Source organism: Alkalibacterium psychrotolerans (genome assembly GCF_054784355.1).
In genome coordinates this window covers 1-2,399 of the sequence record NZ_BAAGPH010000090.1, presented here as the reverse complement: position 1 = coordinate 2,399, position 2,399 = coordinate 1, and the positions used below count along the sequence as shown (strand labels likewise).

The 2,399-nt window shown below is 33.8% G+C and carries 1 protein-coding gene; it reads left to right on the top strand.

Going from position 1 to position 2,399, the window contains the following annotated elements; translation table 11 throughout:
- The first annotated feature begins 764 nt into the window (after positions 1 to 764).
- On the top strand, positions 765 to 2,273 hold the full coding sequence (locus tag ACYVLS_RS09045) for a hypothetical protein (RefSeq protein ID WP_460323751.1): 1,509 nt from the start codon (positions 765 to 767) through the stop codon (positions 2,271 to 2,273).
- Positions 2,274 to 2,399 lie beyond the last annotated feature (126 nt).

Here is a 2,399-nt window from a genome sequence, read left to right as displayed (position 1 = left end):
AGACACCTTTACCATATCAGAATGGGGTTCTTTTTTCATCACTTAACAGGTGAAAATGAAAAAGTAAATTTAAGCTGCCGTTAGGCAGTTGGCACATGTTTCAACGAAAAGTATGAATTGTTCAGGAATACTATAATTTATTAAAATCAAAATGCATTCTCCAGTATGTCCTAATAATCCTATAAAAGGATAGGATAGGGGGATGTATTTTTTTTGAACAAATCACTGCGACTATAATAACGCTTAATAAAGAAAATGTTGCAACTATTTATAGGTAAATTCCAGTATAAAAATGCAATTCAAATGAATGAATCTCCCAGCATCAAAATAAGCTGCTTTTATAAAACAATATAGTTGAACATCATAATTACGATTTAGCCAAACTCAGCAAGATTTTATCAAATTTCTCAAAGTTATTCTCTTATAACGGAGAACAACTACCCTATGGTAGAGCACATGGGTTCTTTAAAAGCTTTGTTTCAGAAGACAGACGAGTAGATTATTATGGTTATGAGCCTGTTCGAAGTGAGGCTTTGGAGGAATTTAAGGAATATGGTGTGTTGCTAACTTCAGACGGTGTGCTTTTAAAAAAGCAAAAACATGAAAGGGAAAATGGTCAGGAGTTATTTGTCTCCTTTAAAGGTATATGGAAAGTTAAGCATTATCTGTCCAACTTAGTGATTTAATATTACGACACATCGCATATAAATTTTAATTTAAAGGGATTTGTATCTGAAGAAAACAAGGCACTCAATGCAAAGAATATGCAACAGTTTTTACAAGAATTGATCGATTGTGGTTATACACGTGATTTATACAAAGAAGACAACTACTTAGAAGAACTTTATTCTTTAATTAATAAAAGTAAAAAAAACTCTTATATTCACATCGATCCAGATGAATGGTTTGCATTAAAAAAGAGAACTAAGTTTCGAACTGACTTTAGCTCATTGGGTGAAGAGGTTGAAGAGACAGTAAAATCTGGTAGATTAAAAGATGGCCTTTCAACGGCTGTTGTAGCTGCTAACAGTATGAGATTAGCTCTCTCATCTAAAGCCAGCAATCTAATCAGTCAAGTGAGAAATTCAACAGGTGGAAGTGGATACGCAGCAGAAGCTTATAATACTGTCGAAGACAAACTAAGATTTAATAAAGCAGAAGTTATAGGTGGAAATAATGCGAAAAATAGTGCAGATAGAATTGTTAATGGAACTGAGGTTCAAACAAAGTATTATAATAATTCCAGGGCTACAGTAAATGCAGCCTTTGATGAATCGGGGTACAGATATATTAGCAAAAATGGTAGTCCTATGCAACTTGAAGTACCTGCAGATCAATATGTTCAATCAATTGAATTTATGAGGGAAAAAATTTTACGTGGAGATATTCCAGGAGTTAAAGATCCGAACGAAGCCTTTCGTATTATTAGAAAAGGACATGCTACTTATGAACAGGCCCAACTAATCATACAGGCGTTTAACGTTACGTCGATTAAGCATGACTTGAAAAGTGGATTGATCCAGTCGACATCACCAGCAGGTATCTCAGTGCTAATTGTTTTCGCCCATGCTAAATGGTCTGAAGCAACTACGGAAGAAGCCTTTAAACTTGCCGCTAAGACTGGTATTGTACACCTAGTTATCGGCACCGTCATGCATGCAACAACAGCTCAGTTGACAAAGGCTGCACTCAATTCTCAAATCAATACTCTATTAAACGGAAGTCTGAATAAAACAATTGTAAATGGCGTCCCAGTAGTTGTTACCTCTATCGTCTTGTATGGATGGGATACTTTGAATTATTCGTCAGGTAAAATTTCAAAGAATCAATTCAAGAAAAATACAATAGTAAAAACAGGTGGCGTAGGTGGAGCAATGATTGGAGCCTCTTTACCTTTCTTTGGTCCAACTGTTGGAGCAGTGGGCTTTGGTACTGTTACTTATATTGCATTACAGAAAGTTATGGATAAAATATACAAAGATGATCGTGTAATACACTACCCGGTCCTTAAAGAGGAATTTATGGATTTAATGTATTCAGTTAAATTAGCAGATCATGAAATCGATGAAATAAAACAAATGATATTTATAAAAAAACTAAATCGTCATGTCAAAAATATGCAGAAGCAATTATCCAATCAATTAAATACAAGAGATTTTGCCAGAAATCAGATAATCATACCAGAAATTTCTAAAGTGATCGGTAAACGGAAAGTCATAACGGATAAAGAAATCAACTTGCTAGATGAATACTTTAATAGTTGTTACTATTAATAATTGAACCAATTTCATAACTAACTTTTTAAAAAAGGAAACACTCGTCTAATTTCAAAATGACTATTTTTTAAAAATTACACGGCTATTTCTTTTCTGTTCTTTCTCTCAGCTAACCGTTGGTTT